Origin of the sequence: Halomonas sp. H33-56, assembly GCF_040147035.1 — a bacterium.
GTDB lineage: Bacteria > Pseudomonadota > Gammaproteobacteria > Pseudomonadales > Halomonadaceae > Halomonas > Halomonas litopenaei.
This window is the reverse complement of sequence record NZ_JAMSHP010000001.1, coordinates 828,478-843,121: the sequence shown is the minus strand read 5'-3', so window position 1 is coordinate 843,121 and position 14,644 is coordinate 828,478. Positions and strand designations below refer to the sequence as shown.

14 protein-coding genes are annotated in these 14,644 nt (G+C 64.2%); 5 read left to right on the top strand and 9 right to left on the bottom strand.

The features are described 5' to 3' along the window. Positions 1-65: 65 nt before the first annotated feature. The 3 genes from NFH98_RS03880 to NFH98_RS03870 all read right to left on the bottom strand — a co-directional run bounded on the left by NFH98_RS03880 (position 66) and on the right by NFH98_RS03870 (position 3,306). On the bottom strand, positions 66-818 hold the full coding sequence (locus NFH98_RS03880) for an ABC transporter ATP-binding protein (RefSeq protein WP_045991865.1): 753 nt from the start codon (positions 816-818) through the stop codon (positions 66-68). Continuing rightward, entirely contained in the window at positions 815-1,591 is a 777-nt protein-coding gene (locus NFH98_RS03875; protein ID WP_124802746.1) for an ABC transporter ATP-binding protein, read from the bottom strand. Before NFH98_RS03875 ends, NFH98_RS03880 begins: the two co-directional genes overlap by 4 nt. Positions 1,592-1,926: 335 nt before the next feature. After that, a complete protein-coding gene (locus tag NFH98_RS03870) occupies positions 1,927-3,306 on the bottom strand; it encodes an L-serine ammonia-lyase (RefSeq protein ID WP_124802748.1) in 1,380 nt (459 codons plus the stop codon). Positions 3,307-3,545: 239 nt separating this feature from the next. Between NFH98_RS03870 and NFH98_RS03865 the strand changes: the two genes are divergently transcribed. Both NFH98_RS03865 and NFH98_RS03860 read left to right on the top strand, forming a co-directional pair. After that, positions 3,546-4,469, top strand: a complete 924-nt coding sequence (locus NFH98_RS03865) for a LysR substrate-binding domain-containing protein (RefSeq protein ID WP_124802750.1) — start codon at positions 3,546-3,548, stop codon at positions 4,467-4,469. A 179-nt stretch (positions 4,470-4,648) separates the two neighbouring features. Then, on the top strand, positions 4,649-5,296 hold the full coding sequence (locus NFH98_RS03860; protein ID WP_108131340.1) for a hypothetical protein: 648 nt from the start codon (positions 4,649-4,651) through the stop codon (positions 5,294-5,296). A 216-nt stretch (positions 5,297-5,512) separates the two neighbouring features. On the opposite strand, the gene rpoD is transcribed toward NFH98_RS03860, so the two are convergent. From rpoD to rpsU, 3 genes are all read right to left on the bottom strand, one after another. Further along, on the bottom strand, positions 5,513-7,348 hold the full coding sequence (gene rpoD, locus NFH98_RS03855; protein WP_108131339.1) for an RNA polymerase sigma factor RpoD: 1,836 nt from the start codon (positions 7,346-7,348) through the stop codon (positions 5,513-5,515). Between the two features lie 312 nt (positions 7,349-7,660). Continuing rightward, positions 7,661-9,475, bottom strand: a complete 1,815-nt coding sequence (dnaG, locus tag NFH98_RS03850; RefSeq protein WP_222568192.1) for a DNA primase — start codon at positions 9,473-9,475, stop codon at positions 7,661-7,663. Positions 9,476-9,673: 198 nt separating this feature from the next. Then, positions 9,674-9,889, bottom strand: a complete 216-nt coding sequence (rpsU, locus tag NFH98_RS03845; RefSeq protein WP_013333229.1) for a 30S ribosomal protein S21 — start codon at positions 9,887-9,889, stop codon at positions 9,674-9,676. Between the two features lie 389 nt (positions 9,890-10,278). Between rpsU and tsaD the strand changes: the two genes are divergently transcribed. After that, the gene (gene tsaD / locus NFH98_RS03840) at positions 10,279-11,307 is read left to right on the top strand and encodes a tRNA (adenosine(37)-N6)-threonylcarbamoyltransferase complex transferase subunit TsaD (RefSeq protein ID WP_222568193.1); all 1,029 of its coding nucleotides are present in this window, start codon (positions 10,279-10,281) and stop codon (positions 11,305-11,307) included. Between the two features lie 79 nt (positions 11,308-11,386). Here tsaD and NFH98_RS03835 read toward each other — a convergent pair whose 3' ends face one another. Further along, positions 11,387-11,974: a glycerol-3-phosphate acyltransferase gene (locus NFH98_RS03835; protein WP_045991857.1), complete on the bottom strand. Its 588-nt coding sequence runs from the start codon at positions 11,972-11,974 to the stop codon at positions 11,387-11,389. A gap of 204 nt (positions 11,975-12,178) precedes the next feature. Between NFH98_RS03835 and folB the strand changes: the two genes are divergently transcribed. Beyond that, complete coding sequence (gene folB, locus NFH98_RS03830) at positions 12,179-12,544, top strand: dihydroneopterin aldolase (RefSeq protein WP_349622241.1); 366 nt, start codon at positions 12,179-12,181, stop codon at positions 12,542-12,544. Beyond that, positions 12,544-13,086, top strand: coding sequence for a 2-amino-4-hydroxy-6-hydroxymethyldihydropteridine diphosphokinase (gene folK / locus NFH98_RS03825; protein WP_045991855.1), 543 nt, complete (start codon positions 12,544-12,546; stop codon positions 13,084-13,086). Before folB ends, folK begins: the two co-directional genes overlap by 1 nt. 13 nt (positions 13,087-13,099) lie before the next feature. Here the strand turns inward: folK and NFH98_RS03820 are convergent, their stop codons facing one another. Together NFH98_RS03820 and glpE are read right to left on the bottom strand one after the other, a co-directional pair. After that, positions 13,100-14,260, bottom strand: coding sequence for a tRNA nucleotidyltransferase/poly(A) polymerase-related protein (locus NFH98_RS03820; RefSeq protein WP_315901101.1), 1,161 nt, complete (start codon positions 14,258-14,260; stop codon positions 13,100-13,102). Beyond that, positions 14,257-14,595, bottom strand: coding sequence for a thiosulfate sulfurtransferase GlpE (glpE, locus tag NFH98_RS03815; RefSeq protein ID WP_222515613.1), 339 nt, complete (start codon positions 14,593-14,595; stop codon positions 14,257-14,259). The genes NFH98_RS03820 and glpE overlap by 4 nt, the downstream gene beginning before the upstream one ends. Positions 14,596-14,644 lie beyond the last annotated feature (49 nt).

The window sequence follows — 14,644 nt, the reverse complement described above, 5'->3', positions numbered from 1 at the left end:
ACTGCCGGACATCTTGTGGTTGATGCAAAGGTCCTCTAAGGCCTGGAAGACAGCGGCCATGGACACTAGACCCCGAGCAGGCTGTTGAGGTGCTCACGACGAGCGTCCAGATCACGCGCCTCGATGGTCTCGATGATGCGACCGTGTTCCATCACGAAGTGGCGATCGGCCAGGGGCGCGGCGAAGCGGAAGTTCTGCTCCACCAGCACGATGGTCATGCCCCGAGACTTGAGGGTAATCAGCACCTCGGCGAGCTTCTGGTTGATGACCGGTGCCAGCCCCTCGGTGATCTCGTCGAGCAGCAGGATCTCGGCCCCGGTACGCAGGATGCGGGCCATCGCCAGCATTTGCTGCTCGCCGCCGGACAGCCGCGTCCCCTGACTGCGGCGCCGCTCGTAGAGGTTGGGGAACATGGCGTAGATGTCATCCAGGCTCATTCCGCCCGAGCGCACGGTGGGCGGCAGCAGCAGGTTCTCCTCGACGTCGAGACTGGCGAAGATGCCACGCTCCTCGGGGCAGTAGCCGACCCCCAGACGCGGGATGTGATGAGGCTTCATGGCCAGGGTCTCCTGGCCGTTGATCTTGATCGAGCCACTGCGCGAACCGACCATGTTCATGATGGTCTTCAGGGTGGTGCTGCGTCCGGCACCGTTGCGCCCCAGCAGGGTCACCAGCTCTCCCCGCTTCACGCGCAGCTCCACGCCATGCAGGATATGCGACTCGCCGTAGAAGGCGTTGACGTCCGCTAGACTGAGCGCTTCGTCGCCATGGGCGCCGACCGCCGGTGAAGCAGTTGGCCTGTCGAGAGTCTGGTTCATGCGCTGGCCTCCTCACCGACGCTGGCTTCACTGCCCATGTAGGCTTCACGCACCGCCGGATCGGCCGAGACGCTGGCATAGTCGCCTTCGGCCAGTACCGAGCCCCGGGCCAGCACGGTGATGCGATCACAAAGACGACTGACGACGCTCAGATTGTGCTCGACCATCAACACGGTACGCCCGGCAGAAACCCGCCGAATCAGCTCGACGATACGGTCGACGTCCTCGGCTCCCATGCCCTGGGTGGGCTCGTCGAGCAGCATCACGGTGGGCTCCAGCGCCAAGGTGGTGGCCACCTCCAGCGCACGCTTGCGTCCGTAGGGCAACTCCACGGTGAGGACATCGGCGACGTCGGCCAGTCCCACCTGCTCGAGCAGTTCCATGGCACGCTGGTTGAGTGGCTCCAGCGAGCGCTCTGACTTCCAGAAGTGGAAGGAGGTGCCGAGCTTGCGCTGCAGGGCCACACGCACGTTCTCGAGCGCGGTCATGTGGGCGAACACGGCGGATATCTGGAACGAACGCACCAGCCCCAGCCGCGCGATCTCGTTGGCCCGCATGCGGGTGATCGGCTTGCCGCGATAGAGGATCTCGCCGCGGGTCGGCGGAAGAAACTTGGTGAGCAGATTGAAGACCGTGGTCTTGCCGGCGCCGTTGGGGCCGATCAGGGCGTGGATATGCCCTTCCGTGATCTTGAGATCCACGCCGTCCACGGCGGTGAAGCCACGAAACGACTTGGTCAGGCCACGGGTCTCTAGCACGTACTGCTGGGTCATGTGGCGTCCTCTGCGGGACCGGGGTCCCTGGCTTGAGGTTGTTATGGTTGTTCGATGCCGCGATGGCGACGCTCTACTTTACGTTTACGTAAGCTAGAAGAGTCAAAGGCCCGACGCAATTGGCCAAGCGTTGAACAAGACCAAAGATGTATTCTCCGCATTTCAATAGGTTGCTTACGACAAACCGGCAACACCTTGGCCCCGCGAGGTTTTCCCCCTGAAAAGCACAAGGCCCCCGTCGCGCTGGCGCGACGGGGGCCTGAAAGAAGAGGCTCAAATGGTTCGGTCCTCGTCGAGCGACTGGTCAACCACCACGACCAGCGCCCGCGTCCTGCTCAGCACTCGATGGCGTTGACGGCGAGTCCACCCTTGGAGGTTTCCTTGTACTTCTCCTGCATGTCGGCGCCGGTGTCGCGCATGGTGCGGATGGCCTTGTCCAGCGAGATGAAGTGCTCACCATCACCGCGACAGGCCATCAGGGCGGCGTTGATGGCCTTGACCGAGGCAATCGCATTGCGCTCGATGCAGGGCACCTGGACCAGGCCTCCGACCGGATCGCAGGTCAGCCCCAGGTTGTGCTCGAGCCCAATCTCGGCGGCGTTCTCGACCTGGGGGACGCTGGCCCCCATGACTTCGGCGAGCCCGGCCGCGGCCATGGCGCAGGCCGAGCCCACCTCACCCTGACAGCCCACCTCGGCGCCGGAGATGGAAGCATTCTTCTTGCAAAGGATGCCGACGGCACCGGCGGTCAGCAGGAAGTTGACCACGTCCTTCTCACAGGCACCGGGCTGAAACTTCATGTAGTAGTGCAGCACGGCGGGAATGATCCCCGCGGCGCCATTGGTGGGCGCGGTGACCATCCGCCCACCGGCGGCATTTTCCTCGTTGACCGCCAGGGCGTAGACGTTGACCCAGTCCATCGCCGAAAACGTCGTGGCGATCAGTCCGGCGTCATCGCCCATCGCCTCGAGACGGCGATACAGCGACGCGGCGCGACGCTTGACGTTGAGCCCGCCAGGCAACACCCCTTCCCCCTCGACACCACGGTTGACGCAGGCCTGCATGGCTTGCCAGATATCCCACAGACCGGAGCGCACCTCGGCTTCGCTGCGCCAGGCCTTCTCGTTTTCCAGCATCAGCTCGCTGATGCTCATGCCATGCAGACGACACAGCGCCATCAGTTCCGCGCCACTATTGAAGTCATAAGGCAAGGGGGTGGTGTCGGAATCCAGCGCTCCGTCCCGGGCCTGGGCCTCGTCGACGACGAAGCCACCTCCGACCGAGTAGTAGGTCTCGCGCTTGACCTCCTCGCTGTGCCCCTTGGCCACCAGCGTCATGGCGTTGGGGTGATAGGGCAGGCTCTCCTCGTGCCACTTAAGGTCTCTGGCCCACAGGAAAGGCACCGCCACCTGACCACCGAGCAACAGGGTCTGGCTCTCGAGCAGCTCTTCGATGCAGGGGCCAACAACGGCCGGATCGATGCGGTCTGGACGCTCACCCATCAGTCCCATCACGCAGGCGCGATCGGTGGCGTGGCCCTTGCCGGTGGCCGACAGCGAACCGTAGAGGTGAATCTCGATCCCCGCGACGCGCTCCAGCAGGTCCTGCGACCGCAGCGCCTCGACGAAGTCGTAGGCGGCCTTCATCGGCCCCACGGTGTGGGAGCTGGACGGCCCGATCCCGATCTTGAACAGGTCGAATACGCTGATAGCCATGGCGCTGCCTCTTGTACGAATGACGCGAAGTGTGGGGCATGAGGGGCGGAGGTCCGAGACCTGCGAGGTCAATTTCGCTAAAGCGAGGGCTGCCGTTCCTCCGGGATATCGTTATGCTGGCTGCCATCGCTTCGATGGACAAGGCAGAATATCTTGCCTTCACTATAGCTCAGCTAAACCATACCTAAACCACCGCCATACCACGGCCAGACCATGACCTCTTGTCGGAACACATCGCAATGAGTCGACTGCTCAACGCCCAGACCCACGCCTGGCTGAAGGGTTTCGCCGTCAGCGCCCGCCACCTGTCCTTCACCCGAGCGGCGGAGGAACTGCACGTCACCACCGGCGCCGTCAGCCAGCAGATCAAGCAACTGGAGGACCGGCTGGGCTTCAAGCTGTTCCGGCGCCTGCCCCGTCGCCTGGAACTGACCGAAGAAGGCAAGCGCCTGGCCGCCGTGGTGGACGACGCCTACCAGGCGGTGGGACTCGAGGTGAGTCGCTTGCGCAGCGGGGTAATGAGCGGGGTCATCCGCCTGCGCTCGGTGCCCTCCTTCCTCAACAAGTGGCTGATGCCCCGCCTGCCGCGTCTGCAGGCCAGGTTTCCCGATATCGAACTGCATATCACCGCCGAGGACAGCAACATCTCGTTGCGTGACGGCGACTTTGACCTCGCACTCGACCTCAACGACGGCCACTATCCGGGACTTGCCATCACCCCGCTGATGCAGGAACGCATCTTCCCGGTCTGTTCACCCGGCCTGCTGAAGGGCCGCCCACCGCTCAGACGTCCCGAAGACCTGGCCTGGTACCCGCTGCTGCATGACATCACCGCCTGGCGCGGCAGCCAGGAGTATGGCGAGTGGCGCCACTACCTATCCGCCATCGGCGCCCCTTCGATCAATCTGGAGCGTGGCTACACCTTCAACCGCAATCACCTCACCATGGAGGCCGCCATCGCCGGCATGGGCGTGGCGATCGCCCGGGAAACACTGATCACCAGCGAGTTGAAGAGCGGCGCCCTGATCGCCCCCTTCCGTGCCCGCGTCGACAGTGGCAAGCAGTACGGCATCGTCCACGCGGCAGGCGCCACCGACGATCGCCGGGTCAAGGCCGTGCACGACTGGCTGGTGGAGGAGGCCGGCCGCAGCGCTAACCACTAGCCCCCGTGCCTGGACGAGCGGCCCTGACCAAGCCATTGGGCACCTGTCTTGCGCCTTACCTATGCTGTATAAGCATATGGCGAAGACTGGCGAAGAATCCTTCGGGATTCCCAGACACTCCCCCGGCTCGACGGGTATAATCACTTCCAGATACACCCCTTTTCTGGAGATTGAGAGGGATGCTCAATACCCCCCCTTCCATCACGCCTACCATCAGCTTTCGCGCGACCTGCGCCAGAGCCTTGCTCTATATCCTGATCATCGGCGCGATGATGCAGGGCGTGCTGTGGGAGACCGGCCTGCCCGAAAAGATTCGCTTCAGCGAAGTCGGTTTTACCGAGAGCATGCAGACGCTGTGGCTGCTGATCAGCTGCCTGTTGCTGATCTACGCCCGCCAGGTGCTGGGCGGCCTGCCACGGGTGACGCTATTGATGTTCGGCCTGCTCGGCGCCGCCCTGATTCGCGAGCAGGACGCCTTTCTCGACGCCTACGTCTTCGACGGCGCCTGGCAGACCCTGGTGACCCTGCTGCTGCTGCCCATTCTCTATTGCGTGCTTCGCCAGCGTCACGCCTTCGTACGCGAGTTCGAGGAGTTCGTCGAAAGCTTCGCCTTCGGCCTGTTTGCAGCAGGCTTCCTCTGCACCTTTGCCTTCTCGCGGCTCTACGGCCGCAGCGAGATGTGGGAGGCCCTGCTCGCCGAACGCTACGTCAGGGTATTCAAGGACGCCGCCGAAGAGGTCACGGAACTGTTCGGCTATACCCTGCTGATGTTCGCCATGGTCGAACTGGTGCTGTGGATCCGCCGGCGTCAGGCCAGAAGCCAATAGCTCGTGACCACCACAGCGTCGTGACACGACAACGCCCGCGGCCATCACCGCGGGCGTTGTCGTTTTCAGCCTTCGCTCGCCGGAAACGCTCGCGTGCGGCAGCGCTTCACCCTGATTCGATGACATGAAAAAACGCCCGTGGCTTTCGCCACGGGCGTCCTGAGCTCACCCTACTGCTTCGCTGTCGACGCAAGCCCTGCTCGGTCGAGACAGGCGTTACTCGTCGAGGAAGGAGCGCAGCGGTTCGGAGCGGGTCGGATGGCGCAACTTGCGCAGCGCCTTGGCCTCGATCTGACGGATACGCTCGCGGGTCACGTCAAACTGCTTGCCGACCTCCTCGAGGGTGTGGTCGGTGTTCATGTCGATACCGAAGCGCATCCGCAGCACCTTGGCTTCGCGGGCGGTCAGGCCACCGAGCACGTTGCGCGTGGCTTCGACGAGGCCCTCGCCGGTGGCCGAGTCGATCGGCAGCACCATGGTGGAGTCTTCGATGAAGTCACCCAGGTGCGAATCGTCGTCGTCACCGATCGGCGTCTCCATGGAGATCGGCTCCTTGGCGATCTTGAGCACCTTGCGCACCTTGTCTTCCGGCATCTCGAGACGTTCGCCCAGTTCTTCAGGCGTCGGCTCGCGCCCCATCTCCTGCAGCATCTGCCGCGAAACGCGGTTGAGCTTGTTGATGGTCTCGATCATGTGCACCGGAATACGGATGGTGCGCGCCTGGTCGGCGATGGAACGCGTGATCGCCTGACGAATCCACCAGGTGGCGTAGGTCGAGAACTTGTAGCCGCGACGATATTCGAACTTGTCCACCGCCTTCATCAGGCCGATGTTGCCTTCCTGGATCAGGTCGAGGAACTGCAGGCCGCGATTGGTGTACTTCTTGGCGATGGAGATGACCAGACGCAGGTTGGCCTCGACCATCTCCTTCTTGGCACGGCGAGCCTTGGCCTCACCGATGGACAGGCGACGATTGACCTCCTTCACCTCGCTCACCGGCAGCTGGATCATCTCCTCCTCGAAGGCGATCTTGCGCTGGGCACGCTGTACGTCAGCCTTGAGCGGCGCGAGACGATCGGCGTAGCGGGCGTTGTCGGCCATGAAGTCGTCGAGCCAGTCGAGCCGGGACTCGTTGCTCGGGAAGGCCTTGATAAAGGCCTTGCGCGGCACCTTGGCCTGCTTCACCAGGAGCTGCATCACCGTCTTTTCCTGGGCACGCACCTGCTCGACGCTGATGCGGACCTGTCCGACCAGACGTTCGAAGTGCTTGGGCACCAGCTTGATCGGAGAGAACAGCTCGGCCAGACGTGCCAGCTCTTCCTGAGCCTCACGGGACTGACGACCGTGGGTCTCGATGGCGGCGTTGGCGGCCTGACTCTGCTCGCGAATCTGCCCGAAACGCGCACGGGCCTCTTCCGGATCCGGGCCACCACCGGAGTCGTCCTCTTCTTCCTCGCCGTCTTCGTCGTCGTCGCTGGCAGCCTGCTCGTCCACCTCGGGCACTTCGGCCTCGGCCACGCCGGGGATGCCTTCGTCGGGGTCGATGAAGCCGGAAAACAGGTCAGAGAGACGTCCCGGCGCTTCCTCGTCCTGGGTGGCATCGTAGGCATCGAGGATCGACTCGACGGCACCCGGCACATAGGCCAGCGCCGACATGACTTCACGGGTGCCTTCTTCGATGCGCTTGGCGATCTCGATCTCGCCTTCACGAGTCAACAGCTCGACGGTGCCCATCTCGCGCATGTACATGCGCACCGGGTCCGTGGTGCGACCGACATCGCTTTCCACCGCGGCCAGGGCCGCCACTGCCTCTTCAGCCGCGGATTCATCGGTTGAGTGATCCGACATCATCAGGGTATCTTCGTCGGGAGCTTCCTCGACGACGTTAATACCCATGTCATTGATCATGCCGATGATATCTTCCACCTGGTCGGGGTCGGCGATATCTTCGGGAAGGTGGTCGTTGACCTCGGCATAGGTCAGGAAGCCCTGTTCCTTGCCGCGCGCGATCAACTCCTTCAGACGTGACTGCTGCTGCGCATTTCCAGCCATAGAAACCCTATCTCGACGAAGAAGAATGAAGCACCTGAAGCGCTAAGGTGGAGAAACTCGGTAAGCCGGACAGTATAGCGGTTTTGGGGCCACTTCTGCCAGTCTGGAGTGTTTGCGCGATGTCTCAGGTGTGTTAGTTTATCTGGTTGCGCCACTTGTCAGCGCCGTATCCCTTAGATGGTGATGGTAGGACAAAATTCAACCCTACCCGCATCCATACCTCATATTTGTCGTCGATCGCTCACAGGTTCTTACCATTGGTGGTAGCCGAACCTGCCGTCGTGACAGCGCTCGCGCCCTGCCGCAAGCGACCTAGCGCCCCGCCGCCAGCAACTCCATCAAGCGCCCGCGTTCTTCACTCGACAACCGCTCGCCGGACTGTTGCCGCCTCAGCAAGGCGTCGATCTCTTCCTGCCGGGACGGGGTCTGACTGGCTCTCTGAAAATAGCTCACCAGACCATCGAGCTCCGCCGCCCTGGCCGCCACCGGGATCAACAACTCCCGTCGCGCCAGCGCCGCCAGCCGCTCACCGTCCTCGCTGCCGTGAAAGTGCATCAGCAGCACCTGAGCGCTTGAGTAGCCGCCAGCGCGCAGCAAGGTAATGACCTCCCGGCATAGCCGGGCGTCCTCGTCCTGCCCCCCGCACCAGTCCAGCGATTCGGGCAAGCGCTCCACCAGCCTGGGCTCGTGAACCAGCAATTGCAGGGTTCGCGCCATCAGGCCAAGGGCGCCCCCGGAACGGCGCGGTCGCGGCGCCGGCTCGCCGTCCTCGACGACGGGTTCGAACAACTCATCGACCGGCGCGACGTCGTTGTCTTCGGGCGCCGGCGCCAGCAGCGCCTCGAAGCGCGACTGCTCGACCCCGGTGCGACGCGAGAGCTCGGTCAGCATCAGCGACTTGAGCACCCCCTGCGGCAGCTTCTCGATCGCTGCCAGCACCTGACTGGCGTAGCGCTCTCGCGACTCAAGCTGGGCCAGATCGCGCCCCTGGGCGGCGTGCTCGAACAGAAACTCCGACAGAGGGCTTGCGCACGTCACCCGATCCTCGAAGGCCTCGGTTCCCTCCTTGCGCACCAGGGAGTCGGGATCCTCTCCCTCCGGCAGGAACAGGAAGCGTGCCTGGCGACCATCGATCATCTCCGGCAGTACCGTTTCCAGCGCCCGCGCCGCCGCCTGACGTCCCGCCTTGTCGCCGTCGAAGCAGAACACCACCTCGCTGACCAGACGGAACAGCCGACGCAGGTGATCGGCGGTGGTGGCGGTGCCAAGCGTCGCCACCGCGTTGCGGATGCCGAACTGGGCCAGCGCCACCACGTCCATGTAGCCCTCGACGATCAGCAGGCGTTCCAGGCGATGATTGGCCTGACGTGCCTCATAGAGGCCGTAGAGCTCGCGCCCCTTGTGGAACACCGGCGTCTCTGGAGAGTTCAGGTACTTGGGCTTGGCGTCGCCCATCACTCGGCCGCCGAAGCCAAGCGTCCTGCCGCGAATGTCGCGGATCGGAAAGACGACCCGATCGCGGAAGCGGTCGTAGCTGCGGCCACTGTCCTCGTGATGCACCAGCAGGCCGTACTCGATCTGCACCGACTCATCGACGCCCTGGCTGCCCAGGTGTCGCTTCAGCGCCTCCCACTGGGCCGGCGCGTAGCCGATGCCGAAGGTCTCGCGCACCTCATCGGACAGCCCTCGACCCTCGAGGTATTCGCGCGCCGCCTTGCCTTCTGGCATCTTGAGCCGCTCGCGAAAATAGCTGGCCGACATTTCCAGCAGGTTGACGCCTTCCTTGCGCTTCTTCTCGCGGGCCTGGGCGCGAGGGTCGTCCGCCCCTTCCCTCGGCACTTCCATTCCCATCCGCGAGGCCAGCTGCTCCACCGCTTCGGGAAACCGCAGCTTGTCGTACTCCATCAGAAAGCGCAGGGCGTTGCCGTGGGCGCCGCAGCCGAAGCAGTGATAGAACTGCTTGTCCGCACTGACCGTGAAAGACGGGCTCTTTTCCTGGTGGAAGGGGCACAGACCGGAATGGTTGCGCCCGGCCTTTTTCAGCTTGACGCGCTCTCCCACCACTTCGACCACGTCGACGCGGGCAAGGAGATCATCGATGAAACGCTGGGGAATCTGACCGGCCATATTCTGCTCGACAGGAGCTCTCTCGACTTAAGCGCGCTAGTCTAGACTGAAACGCGCTAGACAATGCACTAGCAGGAGCAAGAGAAGCGAAGCGGGAGTCGGCGACAAACGTCAGAAAAACAAGCGGCCACCTCAATGGCGGCCGCTTGGCGTCCTCCTGAACCGAGGGCGGCGGACCGCGCTCGACTCAAGTACGGATCAATAGAGCCGTTCGAAACGCTTGCGCTCGCGCTGGAGCTTCTTGGCGTGACGCTTGACAGCGGCAGCAGCCTTGCGCTTGCGCTCGGCAGTCGGCTTCTCGTACTGCTCACGACGACGAACCTCGGACAGAACGCCGGCTTTTTCACAGGAACGCTTGAAGCGACGCAGAGCGACGTCAAACGGCTCGTTATCACGTACTTTGACAGAAGGCATTAAGCACTCACCTACCTTGGGTAACTTGAGTTCGGTTTGTACGCACACCTTCAAGGCCAATACCCCGCACCACTCCTTGTCCGGCCAACCCTTGAGCTGACAACAGCTCAGCGCAGGAACCCTGCGGGCATGACCTGAAACGGAACAGAGACGGGGGAAGCGAGCCCTGGATGCACGACCCAGTCTTGCAGCGGACAGTATTTTAGTGACCATCCCGCTTTCTTGCAAATGCTTTCGTCTCACTCACCCTTCAATCTGTACCCGCCGCCAGCGCTGCTTGCCTGCCACAAGGCGCGCCGCGGCCGCCGAAAGGGAGCCCGTCGCTTATGCAGCGGAAGCCAAATCGGCGTAGAATACTCCCCCCTTTCACCGTTTCCCGAGCCCGATCCATGCGCGTACTAGGCATCGAAACCTCCTGCGACGAGACCGGCGTCGCCCTTTACGACACCGACCGCGGCTTGCTGGCCGATGCGTTGCATAGCCAGGTGGCGATGCACGCGGACTACGGCGGTGTGGTGCCGGAACTCGCCTCTCGCGACCATACCCGGCGCCTGCTGCCGTTGATCGACCAGGTGCTCTCTGGAGCACAGCTCGAACGCACCCAGCTGGACGCCATCGCCTACACGGCAGGCCCCGGGCTGGTCGGCGCGCTGATGGTCGGCGCCAGCACCGCCCACGGCATGGCCCGCGCACTCGGCATTCCGGTGCTCGGCGTTCACCATATGGAAGGACACCTGCTCGCTCCCATGCTCGAGGACGAGCCTCCGGCCTTTCCCTTCGTGGCATTGCTGGTCTCGGGCGGCCACACCCAGCTGGTCCAGGTTGACGGCATCGGGTGCTATCAACTGCTGGGCGAATCGGTGGACGATGCCGCCGGTGAAGCCTTCGACAAGGCTGCCAAGATGCTGGACCTCGATTATCCCGGCGGCCCGCGGGTAGCCGCCCTGGCCGAGGGCGGCGACCCGGGCCGCTTCCGCTTCCCCCGGCCGATGACCGATCGCCCGGGTCTCGACTTCAGCTTTTCGGGGCTCAAGACCCACACCCTGACCGCCATTCGTCACTTAGAACAGGCTGGCCAGCTCGACGACCAGGCCCGCGCCGACGTCGCCAGAGCCTTCGAGGAGGCCGTCGCCGACACCCTGGCGATCAAGTGCCGTCGGGCCCTCAAGCAGACCGGGCTCACCCGCCTGGTGGTGGCCGGCGGTGTCAGTGCCAATGTGCGCCTGCGCGCCAAGCTGGAAGAAGCGACGCGAAAACAGGGGGCTCGCGCCTACTACCCTCGCGGCCGCTTCTGCACCGACAACGGGGCCATGATCGCTTATGCCGGTGCTCAGCGCCTGCTGGCGGGAGAACGCGATACCGTGGGTCAGATGAAGGCGGTGCCGCGCTGGCCGATGGATCAACTCAGCGCGCCGTAGTCGACTAGCAAGAAGAAAGGGCCATGATTGCGCTCTCTATACGCCCAGGAGCCCTGCCTGCCCCATCGAGCCGGTCGCTTTACAGGTGGGGCTCCTTGCCCTGGCGCAACCGGCCGATATTGATGGCGTGGCGGGCCACCACAAGACCGGCGAATACCAGCACTACCCAGACAAAGTCCGGCGCCAGCCACAGGCTCAGCAGCGGGGCCAGGGTGGCGCTGGTCAGTGAGGCCACCGCCGCGGTGTGCGCCCACCAGGCAAGCAGCGCCCAGATCACGGCGCTGACCAGGGCTACCCCAGGGGTCAACAACAGCATCACGCCGAAGGCGCTGGCCACCGCCTTGCCACCACGGAAGCGATACCACGCCGGGTAGCAGTGGCCCAGCAGCACACCGAGCCCCACCAGGCCTAGCCCCCAGGGCGGCAGTTCGAGCCACAGGCCGAGCAGCAGCACCGGCCAGCTTTTCAGGGCGTCGATCGCCAGCGTCGCCAGCGCCAGCGGCACGCCGTGCTGGCGAAGCACATTGGAGAAGCCGGGATTGCAGGAGCCGCTGAGCCGCGGATCCGGGCGCCCGGCCCAGCGGCAGACGCTGATGGCGCCCAGCCAGGTGCCGCTCAGGTAGGCAAGAGCGGTCAAGGGCAGTATCACTTCCAACGATGAACCCATGGCAACTCCTGACCCGACGCAACCGGTGCTGGCGAAAGATGCCACACTCAAGGGCATTCCGTCGTAGTTTGCCAGTACGAGCACTCGCGAGTCACCCGCGGCCTGTTTCCCGGGGGGCGGCTCAAGTACAATCGGGCGCCTTGTCACACCTGCTTTTCCCGGTTCTTGCTTAGCGGCCGGGAGGACAATCACCGGGGATCACCGATGGATCAGGTACTGATCGAAGGCCTTGAACTGGATACCGTCATCGGCGTCTATGACTGGGAGCGCAGCATCACCCAGCGCCTGACGCTGGACCTGGTGCTGGCCACCGACATCCGCGCTGCAGCGCAAGACGATGACCTGAGCCAGACCCTCGACTATGACGCCATCAGCCGTCGCATCGGGGTCTTCGCCGAAGAACACAGCTTCGAGTTGGTGGAAACCTTCGCCGAGCGGCTGGCGGAACTATTTCAGGAGGAGTTCGGCGTGCCCTGGCTGAAGATGACCCTGCGCAAGCCCGGGGCGGTGGCCAACGCCCGCGCCGTAGGCGTCAGCATCGAGCGCGGTCAGCGCCCCGGGGGCCACTGATGGCGCTGGTAACCCTGAGTCTTGGCAGCAATATCGAGCGCGACCAGCATATTCGCGTCTGCCTGGACGCCCTGTCGGAGACCTTTGGCGAGCTTGCCATCTCGCGGGTCTACGAAAGCAAGCCGGTCGGCTTCGAAGACGGTCGCAACTTCTACAACCTGGTGGTCGCCCTCTACAGCGACTGGTCCGTTGGCGAACTGCAGGCCTGGTGCAAACGTCTCGAGGCCGCCAATGGTCGACGCAAGGACAGCCCCAAGTTCAGCCCTCGCACCCTCGACGTGGACATCCTCACCGTCGGCGAGCAGGTAGGCGACATCGACGGCGTCAGCCTGCCGCGAGGCGAAATCCTGCACCACGCCTTCGTGCTCTGGCCCATGGCCGAGCTGCTGCCGGAGCACCGCCACCCCCTCGACGGGCGCTGCTATCAGGAGATCTGGCAGGCCTTCGACGCGGACGACCAGCCGTTGTGGCCCATCGAGTTCCACTGGGGGGATCGGGCGCTGCCTTCACGCGCAGCACTCGAGGGGACTCTCGAGCAGTAGCCCCGCAAGCCCGCTAGCGCCAGGCGTCTTCCAGGACGGCAAGCCGCCTGTGTCGTAGCTCCTGACCCAGCGCCGCACCCTTGAAGCCCTCATCGAGCAGGTCTCTGGGCGAGAGCGCCAGCGCCGTACGATAGCCCAGCGCCAACCGTTCGGCGTCCCCGGGACGCCTAAGTGCCAGCACCGCCAGCAGCGGCGACACCCGCTCACCGCGGCGCCAGGCGTCGATGCCATCGAGCCAGTCCATGGCGATCAACGGCGCCGAGCGATCACCGTCCTGAGCAAGCGACGACGCCAGCTGTCGGGTCGACGCTAACTGATGCCCGGCGTCACGATAGTCGTTGGGTAGCTTGAGGCGCTCCTCCAGGGCCTTGCGTGCGGGCGCACTCAGTGCCTCCACCAGTCGCCCCCAGCGCCAACAGGGCGAACCGGACAACGCCTCGGGCAATCTCGTCATCCGAACAAGCGCACGCTCCAGGGCATCACCGCCCGCCTCGCTCAGCGCCGGCATCAGCCGCTTAAGTGCACCGCAGGCGGCCAGGGCATCGAAGTAATGCCGCGGCTCGGGCTCGCCGAGCGCTTTCTCGGTCTCCACCCAGACCCGCTCGGCCACCAGATGGTCGAGCTCACCGCTGTCGGCCAGTTGGCGCATCAGCGCCTGGGTCGGTTCGGCGATGCGAAAACCAAGACCTGCATAACGGGCCAGAAAGCGGGCGGTACGCAGCACCCTCAAGGGATCCTCGACGAAAGCCGGGCTGACGTGGCGCAGCAGTCGATCATCGAGGTCTCGACGGCCATCGAAGGGATCCACCAGCGCGCCGTCGAGTGACTCGGCCATGGCGTTGATGGTCAGATCGCGGCGGGCCAGGTCTTCCTCCAGGGTCACCTCGGGGCTGGCGTGCACCACAAAGCCGGTATAGCCGTGACCAGACTTTCGCTCGGTCCGCGCCAGGGCGTACTCTTCGTGGGTCTCGGGGTGCAGAAATACCGGAAAGTCGCGCCCCACCGGGCGAAAACCACGCTGGCGCATGGCCTCGGGGGTGGCACCGACCACCACCCAGTCGGTGTCCTTCACCGGCCAGCCAAGCAGCGCGTCGCGTACCGCGCCACCCACCCGATAGACCTCCAGCCCCGCACAAGGCTCGTCGCCCTGACGCTGCTCGCGTTCCTGGGTCATGACGCCATCCGGCTCACCCGTTCGGGCAGGCGATGCTGCCACTCGGTAAAGCCACCATCGAGGCTGTAGACGCGCTCGAAGCCCTGGGCGCTGAGCCAGCTTGCCGCCTGCTGGCTGGAATGGCCGTGATAGCACACCACTACCAGGGGTCTATCCTTCGGCGTCTGTTCGACCAACGGCCCTACGCTGTGGTTGTCCAGATGGCGGCTGCCGGGAATGTGGCCCTGGGCGTAGCTGCCGGGATCGCGAATATCGACGAGACACAGCTCGCCTTGCTCATCGAGCCACTGGCTCAGGCGCTCGATATCCAGATGTTCGAAGGCGGCGGACGTCATATGGACTCCTTGATAAAGGGAAGGGTCGGGCACGGGGAAGTGGGTCTCG

Coding starts and splice junctions, on each gene's coding strand:
- NFH98_RS03880 (WP_045991865.1), bottom strand. CDS start 818: ATGAACCAGACTCTCGACAGGCCAACTGCTTCACCGGCGGTCGGCGCC.
- NFH98_RS03875 (WP_124802746.1), bottom strand. CDS start 1,591: ATGACCCAGCAGTACGTGCTAGAGACCCGTGGCCTGACCAAGTCGTTT.
- NFH98_RS03870 (WP_124802748.1), bottom strand. CDS start 3,306: ATGGCTATCAGCGTATTCGACCTGTTCAAGATCGGGATCGGGCCGTCC.
- NFH98_RS03865 (WP_124802750.1), top strand. CDS start 3,546: ATGAGTCGACTGCTCAACGCCCAGACCCACGCCTGGCTGAAGGGTTTC.
- NFH98_RS03860 (WP_108131340.1), top strand. CDS start 4,649: ATGCTCAATACCCCCCCTTCCATCACGCCTACCATCAGCTTTCGCGCG.
- rpoD (WP_108131339.1), bottom strand. CDS start 7,348: ATGGCTGGAAATGCGCAGCAGCAGTCACGTCTGAAGGAGTTGATCGCG.
- dnaG (WP_222568192.1), bottom strand. CDS start 9,475: ATGGCCGGTCAGATTCCCCAGCGTTTCATCGATGATCTCCTTGCCCGC.
- rpsU (WP_013333229.1), bottom strand. CDS start 9,889: ATGCCTTCTGTCAAAGTACGTGATAACGAGCCGTTTGACGTCGCTCTG.
- tsaD (WP_222568193.1), top strand. CDS start 10,279: ATGCGCGTACTAGGCATCGAAACCTCCTGCGACGAGACCGGCGTCGCC.
- NFH98_RS03835 (WP_045991857.1), bottom strand. CDS start 11,974: ATGGGTTCATCGTTGGAAGTGATACTGCCCTTGACCGCTCTTGCCTAC.
- folB (WP_349622241.1), top strand. CDS start 12,179: ATGGATCAGGTACTGATCGAAGGCCTTGAACTGGATACCGTCATCGGC.
- folK (WP_045991855.1), top strand. CDS start 12,544: ATGGCGCTGGTAACCCTGAGTCTTGGCAGCAATATCGAGCGCGACCAG.
- NFH98_RS03820 (WP_315901101.1), bottom strand. CDS start 14,260: ATGACCCAGGAACGCGAGCAGCGTCAGGGCGACGAGCCTTGTGCGGGG.
- glpE (WP_222515613.1), bottom strand. CDS start 14,595: ATGACGTCCGCCGCCTTCGAACATCTGGATATCGAGCGCCTGAGCCAG.